The 25,835-nt window shown below is 63.2% G+C and carries 25 protein-coding genes; 7 read left to right on the top strand and 18 right to left on the bottom strand.

The genetic code is table 11. The features are described 5' to 3' along the window. The first annotated feature begins 93 nt into the window (after window positions 1–93). Entirely contained in the window at window positions 94–1,122 is a 1,029-nt protein-coding gene (locus J2T57_RS15530) for a DUF4382 domain-containing protein (RefSeq protein WP_253480430.1), read from the top strand. 47 nt (window positions 1,123–1,169) lie between these two features. Here the strand turns inward: J2T57_RS15530 and J2T57_RS15535 are convergent, their stop codons facing one another. The 4 genes from J2T57_RS15535 to J2T57_RS15550 are packed head-to-tail and all read right to left on the bottom strand — an operon-like array spanning window position 1,170 to window position 4,055. Continuing rightward, window positions 1,170–2,528, bottom strand: coding sequence for a tetratricopeptide repeat protein (locus J2T57_RS15535; RefSeq protein WP_253480433.1), 1,359 nt, complete (start codon window positions 2,526–2,528; stop codon window positions 1,170–1,172). After that, the gene (locus J2T57_RS15540; RefSeq protein ID WP_253480436.1) at window positions 2,464–2,826 is read right to left on the bottom strand and encodes a hypothetical protein; all 363 of its coding nucleotides are present in this window, start codon (window positions 2,824–2,826) and stop codon (window positions 2,464–2,466) included. Before J2T57_RS15540 ends, J2T57_RS15535 begins: the two co-directional genes overlap by 65 nt. Window positions 2,827–2,869: 43 nt before the next feature. Then, a complete protein-coding gene (locus tag J2T57_RS15545) occupies window positions 2,870–3,481 on the bottom strand; it encodes a hypothetical protein (protein WP_253480439.1) in 612 nt (203 codons plus the stop codon). After that, window positions 3,468–4,055: an RNA polymerase sigma factor gene (locus tag J2T57_RS15550; RefSeq protein WP_253480442.1), complete on the bottom strand. Its 588-nt coding sequence runs from the start codon at window positions 4,053–4,055 to the stop codon at window positions 3,468–3,470. The genes J2T57_RS15545 and J2T57_RS15550 overlap by 14 nt, the downstream gene beginning before the upstream one ends. Window positions 4,056–4,120: 65 nt before the next feature. Between J2T57_RS15550 and hrpB the strand changes: the two genes are divergently transcribed. Continuing rightward, window positions 4,121–6,601, top strand: coding sequence for an ATP-dependent helicase HrpB (gene hrpB, locus J2T57_RS15555; RefSeq protein WP_253480445.1), 2,481 nt, complete (start codon window positions 4,121–4,123; stop codon window positions 6,599–6,601). On the opposite strand, the gene J2T57_RS15560 is transcribed toward hrpB, so the two are convergent. Together J2T57_RS15560 and J2T57_RS15565 are read right to left on the bottom strand one after the other, a co-directional pair. Continuing rightward, the gene (locus J2T57_RS15560) at window positions 6,598–6,891 is read right to left on the bottom strand and encodes a P-II family nitrogen regulator (protein WP_253480448.1); all 294 of its coding nucleotides are present in this window, start codon (window positions 6,889–6,891) and stop codon (window positions 6,598–6,600) included. The genes hrpB and J2T57_RS15560 overlap by 4 nt on opposite strands. Next, the gene (locus tag J2T57_RS15565) at window positions 6,891–7,841 is read right to left on the bottom strand and encodes a sodium-dependent bicarbonate transport family permease (protein WP_253480451.1); all 951 of its coding nucleotides are present in this window, start codon (window positions 7,839–7,841) and stop codon (window positions 6,891–6,893) included. The genes J2T57_RS15560 and J2T57_RS15565 overlap by 1 nt, the downstream gene beginning before the upstream one ends. 112 nt (window positions 7,842–7,953) lie before the next feature. Here J2T57_RS15565 and J2T57_RS15570 point away from each other — a divergent pair, with 112 nt between their 5' ends. Beyond that, window positions 7,954–8,169, top strand: coding sequence for a hypothetical protein (locus tag J2T57_RS15570; RefSeq protein WP_253480454.1), 216 nt, complete (start codon window positions 7,954–7,956; stop codon window positions 8,167–8,169). A gap of 244 nt (window positions 8,170–8,413) precedes the next feature. Here the strand turns inward: J2T57_RS15570 and J2T57_RS15575 are convergent, their stop codons facing one another. Then, a complete protein-coding gene (locus J2T57_RS15575; RefSeq protein WP_253480458.1) occupies window positions 8,414–12,301 on the bottom strand; it encodes a DUF3683 domain-containing protein in 3,888 nt (1,295 codons plus the stop codon). Between the two features lie 193 nt (window positions 12,302–12,494). Between J2T57_RS15575 and J2T57_RS15580 the strand changes: the two genes are divergently transcribed. Beyond that, window positions 12,495–13,448, top strand: coding sequence for a hypothetical protein (locus J2T57_RS15580; RefSeq protein WP_253480461.1), 954 nt, complete (start codon window positions 12,495–12,497; stop codon window positions 13,446–13,448). Between the two features lie 24 nt (window positions 13,449–13,472). Here the strand turns inward: J2T57_RS15580 and J2T57_RS15585 are convergent, their stop codons facing one another. The 7 genes from J2T57_RS15585 to hrcA all read right to left on the bottom strand — a co-directional run bounded on the left by J2T57_RS15585 (window position 13,473) and on the right by hrcA (window position 19,928). Next, window positions 13,473–13,829: a hypothetical protein gene (locus tag J2T57_RS15585; RefSeq protein ID WP_253480464.1), complete on the bottom strand. Its 357-nt coding sequence runs from the start codon at window positions 13,827–13,829 to the stop codon at window positions 13,473–13,475. A 1-nt stretch (window position 13,830) separates the two neighbouring features. Continuing rightward, window positions 13,831–14,073 (bottom strand): hypothetical protein, encoded by a 243-nt coding sequence (locus J2T57_RS15590; RefSeq protein ID WP_253480467.1) that lies wholly within the window; start codon window positions 14,071–14,073, stop codon window positions 13,831–13,833. 6 nt (window positions 14,074–14,079) lie between these two features. Then, a complete protein-coding gene (dapB, locus tag J2T57_RS15595) occupies window positions 14,080–14,889 on the bottom strand; it encodes a 4-hydroxy-tetrahydrodipicolinate reductase (protein ID WP_253480470.1) in 810 nt (269 codons plus the stop codon). Window positions 14,890–14,905: 16 nt separating this feature from the next. Then, window positions 14,906–16,045 (bottom strand): molecular chaperone DnaJ, encoded by a 1,140-nt coding sequence (gene dnaJ / locus J2T57_RS15600; RefSeq protein ID WP_253480473.1) that lies wholly within the window; start codon window positions 16,043–16,045, stop codon window positions 14,906–14,908. 103 nt (window positions 16,046–16,148) lie between these two features. Next, on the bottom strand, window positions 16,149–18,074 hold the full coding sequence (gene dnaK / locus J2T57_RS15605) for a molecular chaperone DnaK (protein WP_253480491.1): 1,926 nt from the start codon (window positions 18,072–18,074) through the stop codon (window positions 16,149–16,151). An 87-nt stretch (window positions 18,075–18,161) separates the two neighbouring features. Continuing rightward, window positions 18,162–18,767, bottom strand: coding sequence for a nucleotide exchange factor GrpE (gene grpE / locus J2T57_RS15610; protein WP_253480494.1), 606 nt, complete (start codon window positions 18,765–18,767; stop codon window positions 18,162–18,164). A 102-nt stretch (window positions 18,768–18,869) separates the two neighbouring features. Further along, on the bottom strand, window positions 18,870–19,928 hold the full coding sequence (gene hrcA, locus J2T57_RS15615; RefSeq protein ID WP_253480497.1) for a heat-inducible transcriptional repressor HrcA: 1,059 nt from the start codon (window positions 19,926–19,928) through the stop codon (window positions 18,870–18,872). 161 nt (window positions 19,929–20,089) lie between these two features. Between hrcA and J2T57_RS15620 the strand changes: the two genes are divergently transcribed. Together J2T57_RS15620 and recN are read left to right on the top strand one after the other, a co-directional pair. Continuing rightward, on the top strand, window positions 20,090–20,974 hold the full coding sequence (locus J2T57_RS15620) for an NAD(+) kinase (protein WP_253480501.1): 885 nt from the start codon (window positions 20,090–20,092) through the stop codon (window positions 20,972–20,974). 76 nt (window positions 20,975–21,050) lie between these two features. After that, the gene (gene recN, locus J2T57_RS15625) at window positions 21,051–22,724 is read left to right on the top strand and encodes a DNA repair protein RecN (protein ID WP_253480504.1); all 1,674 of its coding nucleotides are present in this window, start codon (window positions 21,051–21,053) and stop codon (window positions 22,722–22,724) included. Between the two features lie 2 nt (window positions 22,725–22,726). Here recN and fur read toward each other — a convergent pair whose 3' ends face one another. Next, window positions 22,727–23,143 (bottom strand): ferric iron uptake transcriptional regulator, encoded by a 417-nt coding sequence (gene fur, locus J2T57_RS15630; protein WP_366519113.1) that lies wholly within the window; start codon window positions 23,141–23,143, stop codon window positions 22,727–22,729. Window positions 23,144–23,317: 174 nt separating this feature from the next. Here fur and J2T57_RS15635 point away from each other — a divergent pair, with 174 nt between their 5' ends. Next, window positions 23,318–23,647 carry an outer membrane protein assembly factor BamE gene (locus J2T57_RS15635; RefSeq protein WP_253480509.1) on the top strand — a complete coding sequence of 110 codons (330 nt, stop codon included), beginning with the start codon at window positions 23,318–23,320 and terminating at the stop codon, window positions 23,645–23,647. Between the two features lie 7 nt (window positions 23,648–23,654). Here J2T57_RS15635 and J2T57_RS15640 read toward each other — a convergent pair whose 3' ends face one another. The 3 genes from J2T57_RS15640 to J2T57_RS15650 are packed head-to-tail and all read right to left on the bottom strand — an operon-like array spanning window position 23,655 to window position 25,767. Next, window positions 23,655–23,951 (bottom strand): RnfH family protein, encoded by a 297-nt coding sequence (locus tag J2T57_RS15640; RefSeq protein ID WP_253480512.1) that lies wholly within the window; start codon window positions 23,949–23,951, stop codon window positions 23,655–23,657. After that, window positions 23,938–24,375 carry a type II toxin-antitoxin system RatA family toxin gene (locus J2T57_RS15645; RefSeq protein ID WP_253480514.1) on the bottom strand — a complete coding sequence of 146 codons (438 nt, stop codon included), beginning with the start codon at window positions 24,373–24,375 and terminating at the stop codon, window positions 23,938–23,940. Before J2T57_RS15645 ends, J2T57_RS15640 begins: the two co-directional genes overlap by 14 nt. Window positions 24,376–24,396: 21 nt before the next feature. Further along, complete coding sequence (locus tag J2T57_RS15650) at window positions 24,397–25,767, bottom strand: sodium-dependent transporter (RefSeq protein WP_253480516.1); 1,371 nt, start codon at window positions 25,765–25,767, stop codon at window positions 24,397–24,399. Window positions 25,768–25,835: the final 68 nt, after the last annotated feature.

Consider the following 25,835-nt stretch of genomic DNA (forward strand, 5'->3'; position numbering starts at 1 on the left):
CAACGCCGCCACGATAGCCCCGGAACCGTTACCGCCCTTGCTGCGTTATCCCTCATGTGACCCATGCTCGATCCACAACAGGAGACTCAAGGCATGCATTGGCAGCAGACATATTCGGGTTTCAAGTTAGCGGCGGCCCTCGCCGCGGCGGCGGCACTGGCGGGTTGTAACCTGGGCAGCAGCGACAGCAGCGGTTCCAGCGGCTCTGGCACCGGCACGGCATCCTTCGCCGTCACGGATGCGCCGGTGGACGGCGTCACCAACGTCTTCGTGACCTTCGATGCCATTGAACTCAAGCCCGCGAATGGCAGTTCCATTCGTATCGATCTTGATGAGCCAGTGCGGGAAGACCTGCTGGCCCTGCAGGGCGAGAACTCGGCCGTGCTGATCAACGACGTCGAGTTGCCCGCCGGGCAGTACAACTGGATTCGGCTATTCGTGGTGAGTGACGGGCTGGATGATGCCGACGTCGAGCCATCGGCCGTTGTTGAACTGGACGGCGGCGAGTACGAGTTGTTCGTGCCGGGCAACCAGCCGCCCTCCCGAAACCCGAACCAGCGCTTCGTCCAGCTCTCCAGCCCCTTTGTGGTGCCGGTGGACGATCACGCCAACTTCACCATCGACGTGGATCTTCGCAAGGCGCTGGTGAGGAAGGATATTCCGCCGTACCCGAGACCTTTCTACATGCTGCGGCCGTCCCTGCGCATCGTTGACAACCAGAAGGTCGGCACCATCTACGGTGAAGTGGCCGAGAGCCTGTTCGCCGACGAATCCTGCAACGTCGACACCGATGGCAGCGGCAGCGCGGTCTATGTCTACCGTGGTTTCGATGCCAGCCTTGGCGATGTCTTCCTGGAGGAAGGTGAGGTTGTCGAGCGTGACGAGGTGGACCACCCCGTGACCACCGCCAACGTCCGCCACAAGCCAGACGACGAGGGCATGGAAAGCTACCGCTACCGCTACACCATCGGCTTCCTCACCGCCGGTGACTACACGGTGGCCTTTACCTGCCAGGCCCGGGACGACGACCCGGAAGAAGACGACGACATCGTATTCCTGGAGCAGCACAACGTGACCGTGGAAGCAGGTGACCGGGTGCGGCAGGATTTCGGAGTTGAATAAGCCCCTTTCCAGACCATAGCTGACGGGCACAGGGACGTGCTCTTTTCTCAGAAGCTCCGGTCCACGCCCAGCGTCAACTCGCTGCGTACGTAATCGAAGTCATCCACGCTGGACCGGTTGCCGGTCCAGCGTGCCTGCAGGTAGCCGGTCCACGCCTCGGCCAGGCGGACGTTCAGCCCGCTTGCCAGCATCAATCGTTGATCGACCCGACGCTCGGCTGCGCCATCAACGCCACGATCCCGCTCCCGGTACCGGCTGTACCGGTAGCCAGCCTGCAGATCCAGCCAGACGCGGTCAGCGAGATCGCGCTCCAGGGCAATGGCCACGCCATGGCGCAGCGGTGACCTGGATTCAAAGGCGTCATCGGACAGTTTCAGGCCATCGCGGTCTTCCACCACCAGGTCATAGCGCAGCCGCAACCGCCAGTCATCGAAACCGCCCCGCAGGCCGATACGCAGCATGTGGCGGCTGCCATCCAGTTGCCGGTAGTCACTGCCGCCGCGCAATCGGGCGGTCTCGGCGCGGCCAAACGCGGACCAGTCCACGTCCAGCCTGCGCTCCACATCCAGGCCCAGGGCGCCGCCGGTTTCAACCGTATCGCCGCCAAAGCGCACCACGCTGCCTCGCAAACCTGGGCGCAAGGTCCAGGCATCCGCCTGCAGGCGCCAGCTCAGGCCGGCATCGGCGTACTGCAGGGCGGCATCACGCTCGTCCGGATAGTGTCGAAGGTTGACCAGCACATCGCCGCGAATGTCGGGGCCATCGGTCCCGCTCAACCGCGCCTCGGCCCAGAGCAGACCGTCGACATAGGCTGCGCCGTCATCGCCTCCGCGGTTGTCGGCATCCAGCAGGGGATTGCTGTCATAGCCGATGGCCGCTCCCAGCAGACCGCGCCAGGGTGACGCCGCGGGCGCTGGTTGCAGGGCATCCACACGGGCCCGGGCCAGTGCCCTGATCTCACTGGTGCGCGCCTGCTCCGCCGCCGCGACGTAGTGCTGCAGCGCCCGCTCCTGCTCGCCCCGGGCTTCGGCGAGTCGACCAAGGTTATACAGGGCGGGCCCTCGCAGGGCATCGGCGACGGCGGCGCTGGCAAAAGCAGATTCGGCGGCAGGAAGATCACCGAGGCGGTAGAGCACCACGCCCAGGTTGTAATGCAGTTGTGGGGTGTCCAGACCCAGGGCTTGGGCGCTGCGAAAGGCGGACAGCGCCGATTCCAGATCGCTTTCACGGGTTTCCGCCAGACCTTGCCGGAAATAGTCTTCGGCGGTCTCGGCGGCGACCGTCAGGCTGGGATTGAACAGCAGGCAGAACGCGACAAGACAAAGCTGGAGGCGGAGCCGCCTAGTCGCGGCCGGGGGGGCCGGACGGCGGTCCGGAGGGTCGATCCTGGTCGGTGGCCGGGCCACGGGCCCCTTCCCTGGCCTCCTGACCCCGCTGCCGGGCATCCTGGCCCCGCTGGCGGGCCTCGTCGGCGCGTTCCTGTCCGAATGCGCGGCCGCGTTCCCTGGCATCATCGGCGATGCGGGTGCCACGCTCGCCACGCTCGCCACGCTCACTGGCAGCGTCGGGCAAGTCCCGGGGAAGGATGAGTTCACGGACAATCCGTTCCTCGGTCGCATCCTCCCCGATAACCTCCATGGTGACATCAAGATCGTCGGCCACGGCCTTGCCCGACAGTGCGAGCAGGCACAAGACCAACAGCATAGAGGGAAGCATACGACGTCGAATCACAAAACACTCCCGTTGTTCATTCATGGCCGGTCACCTTCTCAATCGGCACGCGCAGGTTGCGGCTGCGACCCTCATGACTCAGTGTCGCCACCAACTCGCCCTGGGCATCGCCCATCACCACCAGCGGGACTCGCAGTTTGTTCGGCCCGGCGAGAAGGTCATCCGTCCACTCCAGCGTACGCCGCCCGGGGTGACCATCCACCTCAACCTGTGGCGGTAACTCGAGACGAATGGACACGTCCCGGAGGTCGCGCTCCGACTGCAAGGACAGGGTGACGGTTTCTGCTCGCCAGTCACCGCCGTACACCAGCGCCGGTGGCTCGCTTTCCGTGCCGATCCAGGGCTGAGTAACACCAAGCACCAGGGCGACACCCAACACCAGGGACGCGGCAACAGCCACTGCCGGCAAGAGTGTCCGGCGACGGTGCGTCAGCAGCCGCTGCGGCAGATCCACCGGCATCTGCGGGCAGTCATCATCCTGAAGAACGCGCTGAACACGCTCGACATCCGCGAGAAAAGCCCGACAGGCGGCGCACCCCCCCAGGTGATCCTTTACTTCAGCCGCCTGCCGGAAAACGCTGAAGCGCTGCCGTACGGCCAGCACCTCTTGTACATCATGGCATTTCATGTTCATGCCTCCTGTCCTCAGATAACGCGACAGAGGACGAAACGGTTCCATCGGCAAACATTGCGCGGAGACTCTGCCTGGCGCGATGCAAGCGGGACTTGGCCGTGCCCACCGGCGTGCCCACCGCTTCGGCGACCTCCTCCAGGGTGTACCCGGCGGCATCATGCAGGAGGATCACCAGTTGATGATGTTCCGGCAGCCGCATCACGGCGCGCATCAAGCCGGCGGCTTCCACCGCGTCCAGCACCGTCGCGTCCGATATCGCCGGCTGCCGATCCTCGGAGTCATCGTCCAGGGACTGGGCATCGCGCAGCACACCCTGGCGGCGCCAGCGATCCACCCAGGCGTTATGGACGACCCGCGCAAGCCAGGCACCGGGGGACTCCATGGTCAGCAGCTGCTCGCGCCTGGTGTAGGCCCGGGTCAACGCCTCCTGGACCAGATCTTCGGCATCCGCCGCCGAGCGGGTCAGCCGCCATGCCAGGTTGTACAGACGCGGGACGTGCGGGCGCACGCACTGCTCGAATGCAGCGCCCGCCCGCAGCCGTCTCCACAGCTGAACGACCTGACTCATGACTGGTATAACGCAACTGGCACGGAAAGGGTTCCCTTCGTCGTTCGCCTGTGTAGGCTGATGCCATGCTCCCGATTCACGCCATTCTCCCGCGCTTGCTGCATGTTCTGGAAGCGTCGTCGACTGCGGTTCTGCAGGCACCACCCGGCGCCGGCAAGACCACCGTCGTTCCGCTGGCACTCCTGGACGCGCCCTGGTGCGCCGGGCAACGGATTCTCATGCTTGAGCCCCGTCGTATTGCCGCCAGGGCGGCCGCCCGCCATATGGCGGCGCAGCTTGACGAGGACACCGGCAGAACCGTTGGCTACCGGACACGCTTCGATACCAGGGTGTCCGAAAGAACGCGGATCGAGGTGGTCACCGAGGGCGTGCTGACGCGCATGCTCCAGCATGACCCGGAGTTCAACGGCTACGCGGCGATCCTGTTTGACGAGTTCCACGAGCGGACCCTGCAGGCCGACCTCGGCCTTGCCCTGGCCCTTGAATCGCAGCAGGTGCTTCGCCCCGATCTCCGGCTCCTGATCATGTCGGCCACGATCAACGCCGAGCGGCTCGCGCCCTTGCTCGGAGACCCGCCGGTGGTGGTCTGCGAGGGCCGCGCCTACCCGGTTGCCGAACGCTATCTCCCCATCGGCAACAGGCCTTTGGTTGATGCCACCGTCAGAGCGATTCACCAGGCGCTGGCCGAGGAATCGGGATCGATCCTGGTCTTCCTGCCGGGCACAGGGGAAATTCGGCGCGTCATGGGTGCCCTGCAAGGGAGCCTGCCGCCTGAAGTTCGGCTGACGCCGCTGCACGGCCAGCTGGACCCCCACAGCCAGGATCAGGCGATTGCGGCTCCGCCAGCCGGCGTCCGCAAGGTTGTGCTGGCGACGGATATTGCCGAAACAAGCCTGACCATCGACGGCATCCGCGTGGTCGTCGATGCCGGCCTGCAACGACGACCCCGTTTCGATGCCAATAGCGGCATGAGCCGCCTGGTCACGACATCGGTCTCCAGAGCCTCCGCGGATCAGCGCAAGGGGCGTGCCGGGAGACAGGAACCCGGCACGGTCTACCGCCTCTGGGACCAGAGCAGCCATCAGCGCCTGCCGCCGGACTCGGCACCGGAAATCCAGAATGCCGACCTCGCAGCCCTGGTACTGGAACTCGCCAAATGGGGCGTTCGCAGCCGCGATGGGTTGCGCTGGCTGGACGCACCCCCGGCCGCTCATTGGCAGCAGGCGCAGGACCTGTTGCGCTTGCTGGGCGCGGTGGAAGACGACGGCTCGATCACCCGACATGGCGAGGCCATGCACGAACTGCCGCTGCATCCCCGACTGGCCCACCTGCTGTTGCATGGCAGAAGCCTTGGTGCCCCAAGACTCACAGCGGAACTCGCCGCAGTGCTCAGTGAACGTGACATGCTGGGCCGCGGAGCTGGGGCGGATCTCGAGCACCGTGTCCGCGCGCTGCGCGAGGCCATTACCAAGGGCAAATCCCATGAACCGCGCTTCCAGCAGGTCCTGAGAGTCTATCGCGATCTGGCTGGTGCCGGGCACAAAAACCGGGATACCACACCGGTGGGTCTCGGCCGATTGCTTGCCCTGGCCTATCCCGACCGTATTGCCCGCCGGCGCCCCGGCGGGCAGGCCCGCTATCAACTCAGCAATGGCCGTGGTGCAGTTCTGGCCGACGGCGACCCGCTGGGTCGGCAGGAATGGCTGGTCGCAGCAGACCTGGACGGCAGTGCCACGGAAGCCCGCATTTATCTTGCCGCGGTACTCGACGGTACCGATCTGGCAGACGTGCTGGCCGATGGGACCCGGACCAGCAGCGTCGTCGATTGGGATGAATCCCGTGGCATGGTGGTCTGCCGCAACCAGCAGCACCTCGGCAAGCTGCTGGTGGACGAGACAGTGGAAGCGGCGGCTGACCCCGAGGCGCTGCGGTCCGGACTGCTGGCCCGGATTCGCCAACAGGGGCTGGAAGCCCTGCCCTGGACTCCGCACGCGCAGCAAGTCCGGGCCCGGCTCGCGCTGATGCACCGGCTCTGGCCGGAACAATGGCCATCCGTTGCCGATGCCGGCCTGCTGCAGGGTCTGGAGGAATGGCTGGGCCCGTACCTGATTTCCGCAACCCGTTGGGCGGATCTGCGCAGCATCGATCTGGAACAGGCGCTCTACAGTCGTTTGCCCCATGGGCTGCAGGGGCAGCTGGCGCGGCTCGCGCCGGAGCGGCTCGGGGTTCCCGCCGGCAACAAGGTAACGCTGGACTACACCCAGGGCGACGCCCCGGTAATGGCAGTGAAGCTGCAGGCCCTGTTCGGCATGACCGAAACACCCCGTATCGCCGATGGACGCGTCGCCGTGGTCTGCCACCTGCTGTCACCGGCAGGCAGGCCGCTGGCGGTGACGGCGGATCTCGCAAGCTTCTGGCGGCAGGCCTACCCGGAGGTGCGCAAGGACATGCGCGGGCGTTATCCCAAGCACCCGTGGCCGGAAGATCCGCTCACCGCAGCAGCGACGCTTTCCACCAAGCGACGCCAGGGCAACCAAGACGACTAGAACTTGTCCGGCCGCAGGACTTCCACCTCCTGCAGGAAGAGCACCATGGCAAAGTCGGTGAAGTACCTGTCGTGGAGTACCCGGGAGATCGACCGGGCCACCGGTTCCTCGCAGATCACTTCCAGCCGTATGTTGCCGCCCTGCTCGAAATCCGCAGATCGCAGGCCCCGCTTGCCCTCGCCCCGGGCCTCGGTAATCGTGTAACCCCTGGCTCCGGCATCGCGCACGCAGGCGACAAGCTGCCGCTCCAGGGCCTGCTCGGTGATCACAGTCAGCATCATGCGCTTCATCACACCCCTCCAGCCAGCGGATAAACCAGCGTGAGCACGCCATAGTAAAGAGGCACACCCACGATCACATTGAAGGGAAAGGTCACCGCCAGCGACGCGGTCAGCGACAGCCCGGGGTTTGCCTCCGGCACCGACAGGCGCATGGCGGCTGGCGCTGCGATGTAGGACGCGCTGGCACCGAGTACGGCCAGCAGCAAGGCGCCGCCAAGACTCAGGCCTAGCATCCAGGCGAACAAGCCGCCGACCGTCGCACCCAGCAGCGGAAACAGCAAGGCAAAACCCAGCAGGAACAGCCCATGACGCCGGATAGCGCCCGCCTGACTTGCCGCCACCAGCCCCATCTCCAGCAGAAACAGAGCGAGTATGCCCTTGAAGGCATCGAAGAACAGCGGCTCCATGGGGGCCAGGCGCTCCGGCCCGGCCAGCACGCCGATCAACAGGCCACCGAGCAACAGCACCACGCCTTTACCCAGGAAGACCTCGTGCATCACCGACGACCACCCGGCCGCCGGTCGCAGACCACGAATCAGAATGATGCCAAGCAGAATCGCGGGCACTTCAAGCACCACCACGAAAGCCGGCGCATAGGCCTCGTAGTCAACCCCCACGGTATTCAGAAAGGCCACGGCAACAGCGTAGGTCCCCACGCTGACCGAGCCATAGTGTGCGGCGATGGAAGCTGCATCCGCACGGGGCAGCCCGCGGGAGAGCCGCAGCAGCCCGAAGGCGAGTAACCCGAGCACGACGCCCATGAAGGCCACCCCCAGCAATCGGGGTAGCACCTGCAGCAAATCCACTTCGGCCAGCTCGACACCGCCCTTGAGTCCGATGGACAGCAACAGGATAACGGTCAGCAGTTCATAGACCGCCTGGGGCAGCCGCATCTGGGCCCGCATGAGCCCTGCGCCCAGGCCCAGCAGAAAAAACAGCATGACTGGATCGAGTTGCACGGTCGGCTCCCTGCTTGTGTGCGGCGTGGCTCAGGCCCGTGGCTGATGGAGGCCGCCTTCCGGCGAACAGCCTACAATAAAGACAGGACTTGTCCACGAGGAGCACTGAGTCATGACTCACTGGCGCTGCAGTATCAGGGCCTCGGCTCTCGAAGATGCCAGGGCATCCCTGGGGCCACTGGCCAACGAGCAATTCGATGTGGAAGCCGAGTCGCAGTCGGACGCCCTGCATCAGGTCAAGAAGCAGATCACCGGGCGACATCCGATGACGCTGCTTCCTGCTGATCTGCTGGATGACTGGTTGGTGGCGGAACGCATGCAGGGTTGAGGCGCGGGCATGGCCAGGCGACGGTTGCGGTGCGTTACGCGCTGCGCGCTAACACACCCTACAGCGGGCACGGCCAAACGTAGGGTGTGTTAGGCCGAAGGCCGTAACGCACCACAACGGCGGTAGTGATGCCCCCAGGGATGGGTTTACGGCGTGTCCATGAGCGGCGTGCCGGACCGCGGTTCCCCGATCCAACCCGTAGGGTGTGTTAGCGCGAAGCGCGTAACGCACCGCCCTCGCCGATCTACAGCAGCACCTTCTCGACACCGCGGCCGCGGGCATCGTCGATGAATCGCTCCTGCCAGCCCTCCCCCAGGAGGTGATTGGCCAGCTCGATGACGATGTAGTCGGCTTCGACGCCGGTATCATCCTGGTAGCGGCTCAAACCCTGCAGGCATGCCGGGCATGAAGTGAGCATCTTCACCTTGCCGGGCTCCGCCAGGCGATTGCCGGTGAGCTCTTTCACGCCTTTATTGATCTCCTCCTCCTTGCGGAAGCGCACCTGCGTTGCAATATCCGGCCTGCTGACGGCGAATGTTCCAGCCTCGCCGCAGCAGCGATCGTTGAGGGGGACATCCTTGCCCATCAACGTGCTCGCCACCTGGGTGGAGTTGTGGGTCTTCATCGGCGTGTGGCAGGGCTCGTGGTACATGTACTGCACGCCATCCACACCCTCGAGCTTGTAGCCCTTTTCCATCAGGTACTCATGAATGTCGAGCAGGCGGCAGCCCGGGAAGATCCGCTCGAACTCGTACTTCAGCAATTGATCCATGCAGGTCCCGCAGGAAACAATCACCGTGCGGATATCCATGTAATTCAGTGTATTGGCCACGCGATGGAACAACACCCGGTTTTCCGTGCTGATGGCCTGGCCCTTCTCGATGTCGCCATTGGACGTCTGGGGGTAACCGCAACACAGGTACCCCGGCGGCAGCACCGTCTGGGCACCGGCGTCATACAGCATGGCCATGGTGGCCAAGCCAATCTGACTGAACAGCCGCTCGGAGCCACAACCCGGAAAATAGAACACCGCATCGCTGTCCTCGGTGACCTTGTCCGGATTGCGCAGGATGGGTACCTGGGTGGAGTCCTCGATGTCCAGCATTGCCCGGGCCGTCTTGCTTGGCAGCTTGCCGGGCATGGGCTTGCGTACAAAGTGCACCACCTGGGCCGGAATCGACGAACGATCGGTGGTATTGGCCGGCCGTTTGGCGGGTTTGGCGTCAGGTTTCTCCCTGGTGGGCACGATCTTCAGCTTGCGGGCCACATTGGATGCCAGCCGCTGGGCACCAAAGCCCCACTCGATCATGCCCTTGCGCATCAACTTGATGGTGCGCGGGTCGGTGGTGTTGAGGAACGCCATGGATGCCATGGTCGCGGGCCGTGACTTGCGCTTGCCCTGCGCCTTGAGGATGCCCCGCATCTTGATGGTGACATCGCCGAAGTCGATGTTCACCGGGCACGGTGTGACGCAACGGTGGCATACCGTGCAGTGGTCCGCCACATCGTTCATTTCCTCCCAATGATGCAGGGAGATCCCGCGCCGTGTCTGCTCCTCGTAGAGAAACGCCTCGATCATCAGGTTGGTGGCGAGGATCTTGTTGCGCGGCGAGTAATGCAGATTGGCCCTCGGCACATGGGTGGTGCACACCGGCTTGCACTTGCCGCAACGCAGGCAGTCCTTGATGTCCTGGTTCAACTCGCCAAGTTCGCTGTTCTCGAGAATCAGCGCTTCCTGCTGCACCAGTCGCAATGACGGCGTGTAGGCATTGGCCAGGCCGGAACCCTTGACCAGCTTGCCCCGGTTGAACCAGCCCTTGGGGTCGACCTGGTTCTTGTAGGCAAGGAAGGTATCCACAGTCTCCTGATCCAGATACTGCATCTTGGTGATGCCAATACCGTGCTCACCGGAGATCACGCCATTGAGCTTGCGGGCCAGCGCCATGACCTGATCCACGATGCGCTCGGCCTCGTGCATCATTTCGTAGTCATTGGAGTTGACCGGGATGTTGGTGTGCACGTTGCCGTCACCCGCGTGCATGTGCAGGGCGACGAACAGCCGGCTGCTCAGCACCTCCTTGTGGATGGCATCGATACGGTCGCGAACCGGCTCCAGGTCACGGCCTTCGAAAATCTCCTTGAGCTGACGCTCAACCTCTGCCCGGTAGGAAATGCGCAGGCTACGCCGCAGCAGCAGGCTGATTAGGCGATCACCGGCCCTGCGGTCTGCCCGGGCCGGCTCGTCGAGGAAACTGTCGAACTCGACGGCGTCGCCCTCGAGGTTCTCGAGAATGCCCTGCCAGCGTGCCGCGACAGCGTCCAGGTGTTGCACGGCACGGCGCTGCTTGCGCCCGAGTATGGTGCCGCCTTCTTCCGACGCTTCAAGATCTTCGCGGTCGAGATAATCCGGGCGGGCTGCCTTCAGCTCCGGCAGGGTGCCCAGGAAGTGATCCCTCAGCGACCTCACCAGGCGAAGCTTGTTGCTCAGGGACTGGTGGATGTTGATGCGCTCGATACCATCGCTGTATTCAGCGAGCTTGTTGAGCGGAATCACCACGTCTTCGTTGATCTTGAAGGCGTTGGTATGGGCGGCGATGGCGGCGGTGCGGGAACGATCGGCCCAGAAGGTCTTGCGCGCTTCCGGACTGATGGCGATAAAGCCGTCGGCATTGCGCTTCTCGGCCATGCGCACGGTGCGTTCGGCGGCATCCTGGCAGGCGGCCTCGTCGTCCGACGCCAGATCGGCAATCAACACCATCTTCGGCCGCTCGCCGCGCTCACCCTTGGGGCTGTAGCCCACGGCCCGCACGTAGCGCTCATCCAGGTGCTCAAGCCCGGACAGCTTCACCCGGGTGTCGGCCTGCAGATCGTCGACAATCTCGACGATGGCGGGCACGGCCTGTTGCAGGTCCAGCCCGTAGAACTCCAGGCACACGGTACGCATGTGTCGGGGCATGACGTGGAGGACGAAGGTGGCAGAGGTAATCAGGCCATCACAGCCCTCTTTCTGCACCCCCGGCACACCACCGAGAAACTTGTCAGTGACATCCTTGCCCAGGCCCACCTTGCGGAAACTCGCTCCGGGAAAGCTCAGCACCTCGGGCTCACGCTTCACCGTCTTGCCGTCCGCCAGATAGCGGGTAACGCGAAAGCGCACGGTCTCCTGATCGTGAATCTTGCCCAGGTTGTGATCCAGACGCTCCACGTCCAGCCACTCGGCATCCGGCGTCACCATGCGCCAGGAGGCCAGGTTGTCCAGCGCCGTACCCCAGAGCACCGCTTTCTTGCCGCCGGCATTCATGGCCACGTTGCCGCCGATGGTGGAGGCATCCTGGCTGGTGGGGTCCACAGCGAACACGTAACCGTTCATGGCCGCAATATCCGACACCCGTCGGGTAACGACGCCCGCTTCGGCGCGCACGGTGGGGACCTTACCCTCTACGCCGGGCAGCTCGCGCAGCTCGACCTTGCCAAGCCCCTCGAGCTTCTCCGTGTTGATCACGGCGCAGTCCTCATGCAGTGGGACGGCGCCGCCGGTGTAGCCAGTACCACCGCCTCGGGGGATGACCACCAGTCCGAGTTCGATCGCGGTCTTCACCAGGCTGGCCATCTCTTCCTCGGTATCCGGCGTGAGCACCACGAAGGGCACCTCAACGCGCCAGTCGGTGGCGTCGGTCTGGTGAGAGACCCGGGAAAGACCATCGAAACGGATGTTGTCCTTGCGGGTATGCCGGGTAAAGGCCCTGGTCGCCTGATCGCGCCGCGCCAGCGTCTTCGGAAACCAGTTCTCGAACTCCCGTATCGCCTTGCGGGCCTGCTCGGCCAGGGCCAGCGCCTGCTCGTTACCCTCGGCGCGGGCGACGATCTGGTCGAGACGATGATCCATCGCCTCGATCAGCGCCTTGCGCCGCTTCTCGTTCCCGAGCAGGTCATCCTGAATATAGGGATTGCGACGAACCACCCAGAGATCACCGAGTACCTCGAACAGCATCCGCGCCGAAATCCCGGTGCGCCGCTCCTCGCGCAGCGTATTCAGCGTTTCCCAGGCCTGCTCTCCCAGGTAACGGAGGACGATTTCACGGTCGGAAAACGACGTGTAGTTGTAGGGGATTTCGCGGATTCGCGCGGTCATGGTCATGGTTTCGGAGGCAACCCTAGTGAAACACGGGGAAAGATAAGGCGCATATCATACCAGTAGCTGTGGCGCTTCCTTAAGAAGATGCACGTTCAAGGGACCATCAAGGAGCTCGGACGTTCATTGATGCCGCAGCTCATGTCGGCGATCACTTCGCCGTCCGGCGACACCTTTCTCCCGACCAACCCATGTGCGAGACTCCGGCACCGTGGAATACGGAAAGGGCGTTAGCCCCCTCAAGTGGCGGTGGATTGCGGTTGTCGGCCTTGTGCTGGCAATCTTGCTGTTCCTCTGGGCGCGCCCGGTGGACCGGGAAGAGCCGGACCCGCAACTTGGCTACACACCCCAGGGGGATGTGCACGCCATGCTGCTCGCAGAGCGGCTATTCAATGATCTGACCACGGTATTCACCAGTCCCGACACCAGCATGGAGCAACTGCCCCCCTACCCCGGCAGCCATGACGACCTCGCCGGTGTCCTGGAATACTACCGAGCAAACCTGGCAGACCTGCGGGATGGGCGACTCTGCCTGAGCGGCGCCGGTTGCCCAGAGCGTGATCGGATCATCCTGCGTGGCCTGGTTGGGCTACTCGGGCAGGCAACCCGGCTCCAGGACATGGAAGAGGACGCTGCGCTGGACGACACCACACTGCGCATTTTCAGAGCAGAAGTCATGGAGACCCATGCCGAGACCCTGAACGCGCTGGGGGACACCCTCACAGGTGATGGGGGTGAGGTGTTTCGTCAAGGATCGCTGCTGACACGCATGAATGCCATCGCCACCCGAGCCGGGGCCAACGACGCGGAGGAAGACCGACGCTCCCAGGCCATGGCCGTGCTGGAAGAGGCGATGGAGAAAACCCATCGACTGGGCCTGGATGGCGGCCCCGGCGGCGAACTCTCCCGCAGCGTTGTCAGACTCCGGGGCAGCGAGATGCTGGAAGCCGGAACAGTGGAACCGACCCAGGTACTGGACCTGATGGCGCATATGTTCGGCTCGCTGCTGCCCGTCGCCGGTGATCACGATATCGAGCTTGACCTGCTCGATGAGTATCTGCTGAGCAATTACAGCGGGATTGCCTCCTCCCTGCGCTGGACGCTGATTCGCCAGCTAGACCCGCCGCCAGCCCGCGAACAAGGCTAGCTTTCCAGGGCGGGAGGCACCTGGCTAATCATCGCCACGTTTCGGCTCACCAGTCACGAAATCCAGGTAGCTGATCACGGAATCAAACGAGAACCAGATCGCCACCACGATCATGGATAGCCCCAGCATCAGCAGCACCGGAACGCCGAAAAACGCCACGAAGGCGGTACTCAGGCTGGCCAGCAGATGGCCATGGCTCACCAGCAGCCCACGGATGATGAGCCAACCCAGTGCCAGCAGCAGTGTGCCGGCGACGCCAAGGATGCCGCGAGCGCGGCGGTGGGTGGGTTCCACAAGCAGGGGTAGACGACGGCGACGGTAATAAAAGCCAAGCCCCAGCAGAGCCGCCACCAGCAGCACCTTCAACTCGATAAACGGCATCTCAGCGCAGGACCAGCAGCATGACGAGCGCCATCACTACCGCCGCGAGAATCAGGAACACCCGCCCGAGTTCGGCGTGCCCGGCATGCTCGCGTTCGACACGACGACGCAGGGACTCGACCTCGGTATCGCTGAGCTTACTGCAATGGTTGCACTGTTCCTTGCTGGTAGGGAAACGCAGCCCGCAACGCTCACAGCGTTGACTGCCTCCAGTGCGCAGGGATGGAAAGAGAGGAAACCGCATTAGCGCTTAGCCTAATCCGAGTACGTCCTCCATGTCGAACAGCCCGGCTTGCGATTGTCCGGCGATCCAGGCGGCACTGCGCACCGCGCCCCTGGCAAAGGTCATGCGGTTGCTGGCCTTGTGCGTAACCTCCAGGCGTTCCCCCTGCCCGAGGAACATCACCGTGTGATCACCCACGACATCCCCACCACGAATGGTCTCGAAGCCAATGGTCTTCACGTCACGCTCTCCGGTGCGTCCTTCCCGTCCGTAGACGGCACACTCGTCGAGATTGCGGCCCAGGGCGGCGGCAAGCACTTCACCCATACGCAAGGCCGTGCCGGAGGGTGCATCAATCTTGTGACGATGGTGAGCCTCGACAACCTCGACATCGAAATCGTCGCCCAGCACCCGGGCAGCCATGTCGATCAACTTGAGGGACAGGGTGACACCGACGCTGTAGTTGGCAGCAAACACGACGCCAACGTGCTCGGAAGCAGATGCGATCTCGGCCCTCTGCGCCTCCGTCAATCCCGTGGTGCCGATCACCATCTTCACACCATGCTCACGGCACACGCGGGCATTGGCCACCGTCGCCTCTGGAACGGTGAAATCGATCAGCACATCGATCCTGCCACAAGCGACAGCAAGGTCATCGGTCAGCCCAATGCCAAGTGGGCCCTGCCCCGCCAGTTCGCCGGCATCCGCGCCCAGAAAGCTACTGCCACTGCGCTCTACCGCTGCCGTTAGCTCCAGTTCGGGGTGGGCGATCGTGGCCTCGATGAGCTGACGGCCCATGCGACCTGCGGCGCCAACGATTCCAATGCGTACAGTCATTTTTCTACCCGCCTCTCTAGAGCATATCCTCGAAGAACTTCTTCGCCTTATCCAGCCAGGACTGGCTTTCCGGATTATGCCGCGTGCCGCCCTTATCCAGGCTCTCGCCAAAACGGGTGAGGAGTTCCTTCTGCTCCCGCGTCAGGTTGACGGGTGTCTCTACCGCCACCCGGCACAACAGATCACCCTGCGGGCCACCACGCACCGGCTTTACACCCTTGCCCCGGATGCGGAAGGTCTTGCCGCTTTGCGTCCCCTCGGGGATGCGCAGGCTTACCCGACCCTCCAGGGTCGGCACCTCAAGCTCACCGCCCAACGCGGCGGTCACAATGCTGATGGGTACCTGGCAATGCAGGTGCTCGCCGTTGCGGGTGAAGATGGCGTGCTCACGCACCACCACCTGCACGTAGAGATCCCCCGGCGGCCCACCGCGCTCGCCCGGCTCACCCTCACCGGATAGACGGATGCGGTCTCCGGTGTCGACCCCGGCGGGAATCCGCACTGACAGGTCCTTGGTGTGCTTGAGCCTGCCTTCCCCACCACACGTGCGGCACGGGTTGGTGATGATGGTGCCGGTGCCGCCACAGCGTGGACAGGCCTGCTGAATGGAGAAGAAACCCTGCTGTACGCGGACATCGCCGTGGCCATGACAGGTGGGACAGGTCTCGGGCTCGCTGGCACCTTCGGTCCCTTTGCCATCGCAGGCTTCGCAGGCGACCCAGGACGGCACGCGAATAGTCTGCTCTGTCCCCTGCACGGCCTCTTCCAGGCTGAGTTCCATGTTGTAGCGCAGATCGGCGCCGCGGTAGACCCGCTGGCCTCGGGCCCCACCAGGCCCAGCGCCTCCGAAAATGTCACCAAACACATCGGAGAAGATGTCGGAGAAACTGGCGCCGCCGCCCCGGGGGCCACCACCCATGCCGCCCATCCCTTCGACGCCGGCATGACCGAACTGGTCATAAGCTGCGCGCTTCTGCGGGTCGGACAGCACCTCGTAAGCGGATTTCGCGTCCTTGAAATTCTTTTCTGCCTCGGCGTCCCCGGGGTTTCGATCCGGATGGTATTTCATGGCCATCTTCCGATAGGCCTTCTTCAACTCGGCCTCGGAAGCGTTCTTCTGAACCCCGAGTATCTCGTAGTAATCCCGTTTCGCCATGGTCGGTTCGCCGTGCCCTGGGTTGGTCTGTCTGAAACGAAAACAGACGCAGGGCCGCCCCTGCGTCTGAGTGACTCACCGGCATATGCCGGCAGGTCGCGTCCTACTTCTTCTCGTCGTCCTTCACTTCCTCGAACTCGGCATCGACCACGTCGTCGTCAGCCTTGTCGGTGGTGGCGGATTCCGGCGCCTCGCCCTCGGCTCCGCCCTGCTGCTTGGCGTAGGCTTTCTGGGCCAGGTTGCCGGCCACTTCCGTCAATGCCTGGGTCTTGGCCTCGATGGCATCCTTGTCGTCACCCTTCACCGCTTCCTCGAGTTCGGTAATGGCTTTCTCGGCGGCTTCCTTCTCCGCACCTTCCACGGAATCGCCCAGATCCTTGATGGACTTCCGGGTGGCGTGGATCATGTTGTCCGCCTGGTTCCGGGCCTCGACCAGTTCCCGCATCTTGCGGTCCTCGTCGGCATGGGCCTCGGCGTCCTTCACCATCTTCTCGATCTCGTCATCCGACAGGCCACTGGAGGCCTTGATCACGATGGACTGTTCCTTGCCAGTGGCCTTGTCCTTGGCGGACACATGCAGGATGCCGTTGGCATCGATATCGAAGCTGACCTCGATCTGCGGCACGCCACGGGGGGCCGGCGGAATGTCGCTGAGGTCGAAGCGCCCCAGCGACTTGTTGCCGCTGGCGATTTCCCGCTCGCCCTGCAGTACATGCACCGTCACCGCCGTCTGGTTGTCGTCGGCGGTGGAGAACACCTGATTCGCCTTGGTGGGAATGGTGGTGTTCTTCTCGATCAGCTTGGTCATGACGCCGCCCATGGTCTCGATGCCCAGGGACAACGGAGTCACGTCGAGCAGCAGCACGTCCTTGACGTCGCCGCCGAGCACGCCGCCCTGGATGGAAGCACCGATAGCCACGGCCTCGTCCGGGTTCACGTCCCGGCGCGGCTCCTTGCCGAAGAACTGCTTCACGGCCTCCTGCACCTTGGGCATGCGGGTCTGGCCGCCCACAAGAATGATTTCATCGACTTCCGACGCCTTCAGCCCGGCATCCTTCAGCGCGGTCTTGCAGGGTGCAATGGTGCGCTCTATGAGGTCATCCACCAGCGACTCGAGCTTGGCACGAGTCAGCTTGATGGCCAGATGCTTGGGCCCGCTCTGGTCGGCGGTGATGTAGGGAAGATTGATCTCCGTCTGGTTTGCAGAGGACAACTCGATCTTGGCCTTCTCAGCAGCCTCTTTCAGTCGCTGCAGGGCCAACTTGTCCTTACCCAGATCGATGCCCTGGTCCTTCTTGAACTCTGCAATCAGGTAGTTGATCACCGCACGGTCGAAATCCTCGCCACCGAGGAAGGTATCGCCGTTGGTGGACAGCACCTCGAACTGCTTCTCGCCGTCGACGTCGGCAATCTCGATGATGGAGATATCGAAAGTGCCGCCGCCCAGATCGTAGACGGCTACCTTGCGGTCACCGCCGTCCTTATCCAGGCCATAGGCAAGCGCCGCCGCGGTGGGCTCGTTGATGATGCGCTTGACATCCAGGCCGGCGATACGCCCGGCGTCCTTGGTGGCCTGCCGCTGGGAATCATTGAAGTAGGCCGGCACGGTGATGACGGCTTCGGTCACCGTCTCGCCAAGGAAATCCTCGGCGGTCTTTTTCATTTTCTGAAGAACGCGTGCAGACACCTCCGGCGGCGCCATCTTCTTGCCACGCACTTCGACCCACGCATCACCATTGTCTGCCTTGACAATGTGATAGGGCATTTCGTTGACATCGCGCTGCACGACGTCTTCCTGGAAGCGCCGACCGATGAGGCGCTTCACGGCGTACAACGTGTTTTCCGGATTGGTCACCGCCTGACGCTTGGCCGGCGAGCCAACGATGATTTCGCCATCTTCAGCGAAACCGACCACGGACGGCGTGGTGCGCTCGCCTTCGGCGTTTTCCACCACCCGGGCCTTGCCGCCGTCCATGACGGCGACACAGGAATTGGTGGTGCCGAGGTCAATGCCGATGATCTTTCCCATTGCTATGTGCTCCTGAATACGTTCTGTCTGGCAAATTAAGTTCGCGGTCGCGATCTGTCACTGTGAATTAGGGCATTGCCGCGTTTTTCAAGCCTGCTCGTCGATATGTCCACCCTGCTGCTGGTCCGCCGGGCGCGACACGATCACCATTGCCGGTCGCAACAGTCGGTCACTCAGCCGGTATCCCTTCTGCACAACATGAATGACGGTATTCGGTTCATGCTCGGCGGATGGCTGCATGGCCATGGCCTCGTGCTCTTCCGGGTTGAACTTCTGGCCGGCCGGATTCACCTCGGCAATGCTGAATTTCTCCAGCGCCTGGTTCATCATCTTCAGCGTGAGTTCAGTGCCTTCGGTCAACTTGCCAACGTCGGCGTTGGCTTCTCGCGCCGCCGCCAGACCCATTTCCAGGCTGTCTTTCACCGCAAGCATCTCGTGGGCCATTTTCTCGACCCCGAACTTGCGTGCCTGGTCCACATCGCGCTCCATGCGGCGGCGCACGTTCTCGATCTCCGCCCGGGCACGCAGGTATTCATTCCAGTTGTCTTCCGCCTTGGTCTGGGCAGCCTCCAACTCGGCCTGCAGAGCCTGCAGCTGCCCGGCATCGGAATCCGGCTTTGCAGCCTCGCCGGTCTCCGGCGCAGCTTCGTCCTGTGTCGGTGTCGCGTGCCGTTTATCTTCCTGCTCCGCCATTGGTGTCTCTCCGATCTCGCGGTCATGTTGTCGGTTAGCTGTACAAAGGACGGCGGCCGCGCGGGGCATCCCGCGCGCCGCACCCTGCGCTTTACATGGGGGTCAGTGCTGCTTATTCAAGGCAGCGCCGAGAAGCTTCGCCGTCAGATCGACGATGGGGATGACCCGGTCGTACTCCATACGCGTCGGGCCGATGACGCCAAGCACACCGAGCACCTGCCCTTCCGCAGAGTACGGCGAAGTCACCAGGCTGCAGCCATCGAACACCTCATAGCCGGATTCTTCGCCAATGAAGATCTGGATCCCGTCCGCAGCCAGGCACTGCTCGAGCAAATGCAGAATGTCACGTTTTTCGGAGAAGGCATTGAAAAGGCCACGAAGTTTGTCAACATTGGCAGATAGCTCCTCGAAACTCATGAGGTTGGTCTGCCCGGCTACCACGTAGCGATCATCCTGATCCTTGGGTTCACTGAACGCCCGGCCACCAAGGTCGACCACCAGCCCCATCAGTTCATCCATCCGGGCACGATCCCGTTCCAGGCTACGCAACAGTTGCTCGCGGACCGCCTCAACCGGTTGCCCGACGAAGTGGGCGTTGAGGAAGTTGGCCACGTGCTGCAGCTCGCTCTGGCTGTAATCCCGCTCAAGGCGAAGCACACGGTTCTGCACCTCGTGCTCGTTCAGCACCAGGATGGCGAGCACCCGTTGCTCGGATAGCGGCAGAAACTCGACGTGGCGCAAGAGCCCGCCGCGGCGGCGCGGCAAGGTAACTACCCCGGCGAGTTGGGTCAGCCCCGAGAGCAAGCTGGATGCCGAATCGATCAACGCCTCTGGCTCGCCTTCGGCGTCAAGGCTCAAGGCGAGGTCCTCGGCTCCGGCAAGCCGCGTCGGCTCGATCTTCAGCAGGGCGTCGACGAAGAATCGGTAGCCCTTGTCTGTGGGCACACGGCCAGCCGATGTATGGGGGGAGCGCACATAGCCAAGATCTTCGAGATCGGCCATGACGTTGCGAATGGTTGCCGGGCTGAGATCGAGCCCCGACTCCCTGGTCAGCGTACGCGAGCCCACGGGCTGCCCGTCACGGATATGCCGTTGCACCATGACCTTGAGCAGGTGTTGAGCCCGTTCATCAAGCTGGGAACCCGGACGCTTGTCAGCCATATGTACGCAATTCCGTCGGTTAGCACTCTTCCAATAGAGTGCTAACCGACGGTAGCAACATGGCGCATGGCCGTCAATCGAGCACATCACAGCCTGGCCGATGGCGCTCGACCCGCCACAGGCGCTAAGCTCTCAGCCGTCGCCCCGCTTAGAGCCAGATAATGAGCAAACGCTTCGGCATCGTCGCCATAACCGGCAAATCGTTTGATCGACAGGTACTGCATACCGTGACCCGACTGGTGGAGCACCTGGTCGGAAGCGGGCGCACCGTGCTGGTCGAATCCGCCATGTTCGGGCGGCGCAAGCCACCGGTCAAAGCCGAGGCTGTCGGCCTGCCTGACCTGGTGGACCGGGCCGAACTGGTCATTTCCGTCGGCGGTGACGGCACCTTGCTGCGAACGTCCCGCCTGCTCGCGGGGCGCGAGACCCCGCTGATGGGTATCAACCTCGGTCGCCTCGGATTCCTTGTCGACGTCTCACCGGACAACATGAGCGACGTGGATGCGATCCTCGCCGGTAACTTCGTCACCGACGAACGCATCCTGCTCGAGGCCTGGGTTGCCAATGGCGACGCAACGGGCGCCAAGAGCCTGTCACTGAACGACGTGGTGATCCACCGATGGAATACTGCCCGCATGGTAGAGATGGAGGTGCGGGTCGAGGGTGAGCTGGTCACCCGGCTGCGCAGCGATGGCCTCATTATCGCCACGCCCACCGGCTCGACGGCCTATTCCATGGCGTCCGGCGGCCCCATCGCCCACCCCGGTGTCGATGCCCTGCTGCTTGTTCCCGTCGCCCCCCATAGCCTCAGCAACCGACCGGTGGTCCTCCCAGGGGACGTCTCAATTGAGGTGCGTGTACTCGGTGGTGGCAGCAAGCACGTCCGCGTGAGTTGCGACAGCCAGGAGGAGCTGCCCATGCAACCGGGCAGCGTGCTGACGGTTCGCCGCAGCCCTAATCGGGTGAAGGTGCTCCACCCCCCCGGCTACCGTTACTTTGAAATCCTGCGGGCCAAATTGCGCTGGGGCGATGGTGGCAGTGCCTAGTCGTCCCGGCTTGGCTACACTCGGACCGTTGCCTCGAGAGTCGGCCGGTAAAACTTGAGATATAACATCAGAAACCATGCTCAGCCATCTGTTTATTAAAAATTTTACCATTGTAGATCAGCTGGAGCTGGAGCTGGATGAGGGGCTCACTGCACTCACCGGCGAAACCGGCGCAGGCAAGTCGATTTTGCTGGACGCGCTGGGCCTGACCCTGGGAGACCGCGCCACGGGAGACGTGGTCCGCAACGGGGCCGACAAGGCGGAAATCGCCGTGTCATTCAACATCGATGGCATGGCCACCGTCCATGCGTGGCTGGATGAGCACGAACTGGATGAAGACGGAGACTGCCTGCTGCGCCGTGTCGTCCAGAACAATGGCCGCTCCAAGGCCTACATCAATGGCCGGCCCGTTCCCCTGCAATTACTCCGTGAACTTGGCGAGCAACTTGTCGACATCCACGGCCAGCATGAACACCAGTCGATGATGCGACGGGACATACAGCGCACAATCCTCGACGCCTTTGCCGAGAGCGCAGACGAACTGAAGCAGCTGGCCGAACTGCACACCCGTCATCGCGGCATCGAGACCGAGTTGCAGAACCTCGCCGGCGGTCACGATGATGCCGCAGCCCGCGCGGAGCTGCTGCGCTACCAGCTCGCCGAGCTTGAGGCGCTGACCCTGGAGCCGGAGGCCATCGCCGAGCTGGACGAAGAGCATCGGCGGCTTTCCAACGCCGGCGAATTGCTGCAATCCGCCCACTCCCTGCTCGAGATGCTCTACGACAACGAGGCCTCCGCGCAAAGCACCCTTGGTCAGGCACGGCGTGAACTCGAAGCACAGGCCCCCAACGATCCGGTGTTCGCCGAAGTCCATGGCATGGTCGAGCAGGCCCTGGTGCAGCTTGAAGAAGGCGTGGACAGCCTGCGACGCCATGTGGATCGGTTGGACCTGGACCCGGCGCGCCTGCAGGCCCTGGACGATCAGATCGCCACATTGAATGATCTGGCCCGCAAGCACCGGGTGCGGACAGATGAGCTGATCGACGTCCGTGAGCAGATCAGGAAAGAACTACATGCGCTTGAAAATGCAGAGGAAACCGTAGCCTCCCTCAAGAAAGAGCAGGATCAGATCCTGTCGAGCTACACCACCACGGCGGCCCATCTGACAAAGCTGCGCGAGACTGCCGCAGAGAATCTGTCCATGCAGGTCACCGCCGGCCTGCAGGAACTGGGCATGCAGGGTGCGGCATTCCGCATTGCCCTGATGCCCATGGACGACGACTCCATCACCCCACACGGGCGGGATCGGATCAGTTTCGAGGTGCGGACCAACGCCGGCCAGGATTTCGGACCGATGAGCCGCATTGCATCCGGCGGCGAGCTGTCACGTATCAGTCTTGCCATCCAGGTGGTGGCAGCGGATGGCACCACCATCCCGACATTGATTTTCGATGAGGCGGACGTGGGTATCGGCGGCGGCGTGGCCGAGGTGGTGGGCAGGCAGCTCCGGCGCTTGGGCCGCAGCCATCAGGTGCTCTGTGTCACCCATTTGCCCCAGGTAGCCTCACAGGCCCACCAGCACCTGCAGGTGCGAAAGACCAGCGACGCCGACAGCACCGTCTCCACCGTGGCTCCCCTGAACGATCAGGCGCGAGTGCAGGAGATCGCGCGCATGCTCGGCGGCATGGAGATTACCCGGGCGACGCTGGAGCATGCCCAGGAGATGGTCAGTCGGGCGGCAGCCGGGTAACTCTATTCAGCGTCGCGGCATTCAGGGCAAAGGCCGTAGATGATCAGGGAATGGTCGGTGATCTTGAAGCCGTTATCCTTGGCAACTTTTTCCTGTCGGTCTTCGATGGTCTTGTCGAAGAACTCCTCGATGGCGCCGCAACGCACACAAACCAGGTGGTCATGGTGATCGCCGTCGTCCAGCTCAAAGATGGACTGGCCACCCTCGAAGTGGTGACGCTGCACCAGGCCGGCGGACTCGAACTGGGTGAGCACCCGGTAAACCGTGGCCAGGCCAATATCGTCACCTGACTCCATCAAGCCCTTGTACACATCTTCCGCGGACAGGTGGCGATTCTCGCTGTTCTCCAGCATCTCGAGAATCTTCATTCTCGGCAATGTGACTTTCAGCCCTGCCTTTCTGAGATCTTTCGATGCCACGCCGCCCCTCGCTTGCCTGTCTATCATGATTTCAACCGCCAACCGTGGAACCACATACCCACCTCATCGGTCCATCCGGTTGTTGCGCGATCACCGCGCCGATGCTGTATGATCCCGCACCACTGTCCAGGGATAAAGAGTCACCCGATGTCTGGTAAGGCCCGCACAGTCTGCATGATTTTGCTCACAGCCGGTGCATTAATCGTAACCGGATGTTCCGGTTCGAGTTTCCCGTATCGCCCGGAAGTGCAGCAAGGCAACATCATAACCGATGAAATGGTCGAAGAGTTGCGCCCCGGCATGAGCCGCCGGCAGGTTCGCTTCATTCTGGGCAGCCCGGTTATCGAGGACATGTTCCGCAATGACCGCTGGGACTACATTCATAGTAGCTCGCCTGGCGGTGGCGGCCCCACCGAGCGCCTGACCCTGTTCTTCGACGACAACGACCAACTCGTGGCTGTCGAGGGCAATCTGGCCCCCGAGAACTGGCGGGGCAACGACTGAGTCCCAGTCAGCGCTTGCTGGCGGCGCGGCGCCGGCGCCGCTCCTTGGGATCGGCGATCAGCGGTCGATAGATTTCCACGCGATCCCCCGGCTGCAGCATCTGGCCGGGTTCACAACGGCGCCCGAAGATACCGATCGGCTGCTGCGCAAGATCAATTTCGGGGAATCGCTCCAGCAAACCGGAAGCCCGGATGGCATCGGCCGCCGTGGCATCGGTGGGAACACGGATTTCGCGGAGATCCTGATCGTCCGGCAATGCGTAGACGACTTCCACCGTCATCATCGCTGCGTCACTTCGTGCCATATACCTGATCGGCCCGCTGCACGAAGGAATCCACCAGTCGGTTCGCGAGTTGTTCGAACACGCGACCGAATGCCATGCGCACGAGGCTGTTGGAAAACTCGAACTCGAGATCAAGCGAGACTTTGCTGGCATCGTCACCCAGTGGCTGGAACCGCCAGTAACCGTCGAGCCGCTTGAACGGCCCTTCCACCAGCCGGATCTCCAGCATCTTTCCATGCTGCGCCCGATTGAGTGTCGTGAAGGACTTGCTGATTCCACCCTTGCTGATGGTCACGAAGGCCTTGCGCTCGTCGCCGGTATCACTCAGCACGCCGCTGTCGCTGCACCAGGGCAGGAAGTACTTGTACTGGTCCACATCATGCACGAGCTCGAACATTCTGCCCGCCGTGTGCGCTACCAGGGCACTACGTGAGATATGCGCCATGTCCCACCTGAAGTCGTCATATCAAAGCCAAAGGCCGGTGATCGTATAGGCAAGCACAATCAGCAGCAAGGCGGGGGCGATCCAGCGAATCAGTCCATGGCAAAGCGCGGAGGCCCATGGCCATCCATCAAGACGCAATGCATGGCGGACCGATTCCGGGGCTGCAACCCAGCCCACGCTCAGCAAAGCAAGCAGCCCGGCGAGGGCCATGATGATGGGCAGCAACTGCCCCGCAAACAGCTCCAGGACAGCGCGGAGATCGAGCCCGCCAGAGGTCGCCGCGGCCCATGGGCTGGTCTGTACCAGCACCACCGCGAAAGCCAGCAACCAGATCATCGCTGCCACATAGCCCCCCGCCGCAGCACGGCTCAGCCGGGAGTTCTCGGTGATCCCCGTGACCAGTGCCTCCGCAAGGGCGAAACCGGTGGTGAGGGCAGCCAGCACCAAGGTTGCGTAAAACACCACCGCAAGGAGTCGGCCAGGCCCCTCGGCGGCGAACACCGTTGGCAGCACCTCGAATGCAAGCCCTGGCCCGGGCGGAAAGCCCGGGGCGAGGGAAACCACCAGCAACGTCGCCGCCAGCGCTGCCAGGAAATCAAGCAGGACGACGCTCCCGACCGCAGTCACAATCGGCGTCCGCGCCGGCAGTGCGGCGCCGTACACGATCAGTACACCGACCCCCAGCGCCAGGCTGGCGAAAGCATGATGCAACGCTGCCAGCAAACCGGCCTGTCCAAGCTGGCTGAAATCCACGGTGAACAGGTAATCCAGCACGATCGGGTTGCTGGGGTGCGCCAGCGCCACCATCATCAATACCAGCAGCCCGGCAAGCAGCATCGGCACCAGCACGACCACCGCCGGCACGATCCCCCGCTCCAGCCCCTGGGAGACCACAAGCGCGACCAGACCGATGAACAGCGTGATCCACAGCATGGATCGCTCGACATCCATGGCCAGGTCCTCGAACATGGCCGTGGCGTCGACCATGTCGAGCTGAAACAGCGTTCCCGTGACCGCGCGGAACAGGTAGCCCATGCTCCAGCCGGCCGTAACCGCGAGCAGGATGAGCAGGCAGACGGCCCCGAGAATGGCGAGCCACCCCGCCCAGGCCCAGTGCCTGGAGCGCCCATGTATAGCGGCCGTTTCGCGAAAAGCGCCCACCGGATCATGGCGGGAACCCCGCCCCAGCACGACCTCCGCCACGGCCACTGGCAAGCCGAGCAGCAACAAGGCCGCAGCGTATACAAGGATGAATGCACCGCCGCCGTGCTCGACGACAAGCGCAGGGAATCGCCACAGGTTACCCAGCCCGATGCAGGCTCCGCAGGCGGCGAGGATGAAGACTCCCTGGTTCGGCCACTGGCCGTGTCGGTATCGCCGCGGGATCGGCAATGCAACTCCGATATCTCAGTGCAGGAGCCTGCATTCTCGGCAAGTTGACCTGACCCGGCAAGTGGTCG

Source organism: Natronocella acetinitrilica (assembly GCF_024170285.1).
GTDB classification, from domain to species: Bacteria; Pseudomonadota; Gammaproteobacteria; order Nitrococcales; family Aquisalimonadaceae; genus Natronocella; species Natronocella acetinitrilica.

Excerpts from the sequence above, each read along its gene's own strand:
- J2T57_RS15530 (WP_253480430.1), top strand. The coding sequence starts at position 94 with ATGCATTGGCAGCAGACATATTCGGGTTTCAAGTTAGCGGCGGCCCTC.
- J2T57_RS15540 (WP_253480436.1), bottom strand. The coding sequence starts at position 2,826 with ATGCTGTTGGTCTTGTGCCTGCTCGCACTGTCGGGCAAGGCCGTGGCC.
- J2T57_RS15545 (WP_253480439.1), bottom strand. The coding sequence starts at position 3,481 with ATGAAATGCCATGATGTACAAGAGGTGCTGGCCGTACGGCAGCGCTTC.
- J2T57_RS15550 (WP_253480442.1), bottom strand. The coding sequence starts at position 4,055 with ATGAGTCAGGTCGTTCAGCTGTGGAGACGGCTGCGGGCGGGCGCTGCA.
- hrpB (WP_253480445.1), top strand. The coding sequence starts at position 4,121 with ATGCTCCCGATTCACGCCATTCTCCCGCGCTTGCTGCATGTTCTGGAA.
- J2T57_RS15560 (WP_253480448.1), bottom strand. The coding sequence starts at position 6,891 with ATGAAGCGCATGATGCTGACTGTGATCACCGAGCAGGCCCTGGAGCGG.
- J2T57_RS15570 (WP_253480454.1), top strand. The coding sequence starts at position 7,954 with ATGACTCACTGGCGCTGCAGTATCAGGGCCTCGGCTCTCGAAGATGCC.
- J2T57_RS15575 (WP_253480458.1), bottom strand. The coding sequence starts at position 12,301 with ATGACCGCGCGAATCCGCGAAATCCCCTACAACTACACGTCGTTTTCC.
- J2T57_RS15585 (WP_253480464.1), bottom strand. The coding sequence starts at position 13,829 with ATGCCGTTTATCGAGTTGAAGGTGCTGCTGGTGGCGGCTCTGCTGGGG.
- J2T57_RS15590 (WP_253480467.1), bottom strand. The coding sequence starts at position 14,073 with ATGCGGTTTCCTCTCTTTCCATCCCTGCGCACTGGAGGCAGTCAACGC.
- dapB (WP_253480470.1), bottom strand. The coding sequence starts at position 14,889 with ATGACTGTACGCATTGGAATCGTTGGCGCCGCAGGTCGCATGGGCCGT.
- dnaJ (WP_253480473.1), bottom strand. The coding sequence starts at position 16,045 with ATGGCGAAACGGGATTACTACGAGATACTCGGGGTTCAGAAGAACGCT.
- dnaK (WP_253480491.1), bottom strand. The coding sequence starts at position 18,074 with ATGGGAAAGATCATCGGCATTGACCTCGGCACCACCAATTCCTGTGTC.
- grpE (WP_253480494.1), bottom strand. The coding sequence starts at position 18,767 with ATGGCGGAGCAGGAAGATAAACGGCACGCGACACCGACACAGGACGAA.
- hrcA (WP_253480497.1), bottom strand. The coding sequence starts at position 19,928 with ATGGCTGACAAGCGTCCGGGTTCCCAGCTTGATGAACGGGCTCAACAC.
- J2T57_RS15620 (WP_253480501.1), top strand. The coding sequence starts at position 20,090 with ATGAGCAAACGCTTCGGCATCGTCGCCATAACCGGCAAATCGTTTGAT.
- recN (WP_253480504.1), top strand. The coding sequence starts at position 21,051 with ATGCTCAGCCATCTGTTTATTAAAAATTTTACCATTGTAGATCAGCTG.
- J2T57_RS15635 (WP_253480509.1), top strand. The coding sequence starts at position 23,318 with ATGATTTTGCTCACAGCCGGTGCATTAATCGTAACCGGATGTTCCGGT.
- J2T57_RS15640 (WP_253480512.1), bottom strand. The coding sequence starts at position 23,951 with ATGGCACGAAGTGACGCAGCGATGATGACGGTGGAAGTCGTCTACGCA.
- J2T57_RS15645 (WP_253480514.1), bottom strand. The coding sequence starts at position 24,375 with ATGGCGCATATCTCACGTAGTGCCCTGGTAGCGCACACGGCGGGCAGA.